The organism is Dellaglioa sp. CoH-57-MRSF-22, from assembly GCF_056781895.1.
This window is the reverse complement of the sequence record NZ_JBXAXT010000268.1, coordinates 1-240: the sequence shown is the minus strand read 5'-3', so window position 1 is coordinate 240 and position 240 is coordinate 1. Positions and strand designations below refer to the sequence as shown.

The window sequence follows — 240 nt, the reverse complement described above, 5'->3', positions numbered from 1 at the left end:
CGAAGACGAAGACCGGGGCAGATGCCATCGACAAGGAATTCGTTGCGCATTACCGCGACAAGAACAAGATCGTTGGTCTGTACGGCGACTATCAGGCGCTGACGAAGCTGTTGTCCACGTATGCGAAGGGCTGGTTCAAACGGCTTACGACGAACATGGACGCAGCCAAGGACAATCACCTGCGGCCTGACTATTCGGTATGGGCGGTGGTAACCGGCCGTCTCGCGTCGATGGGACCTA

General features: G+C 57.1%; 1 protein-coding gene. It reads left to right on the top strand.

The features are described from left to right. Window positions 1-240, top strand: a 240-nt coding sequence (locus tag AC1RPR_RS09035; protein WP_481763613.1) for a hypothetical protein, incomplete at both ends; no start/stop codon positions are given.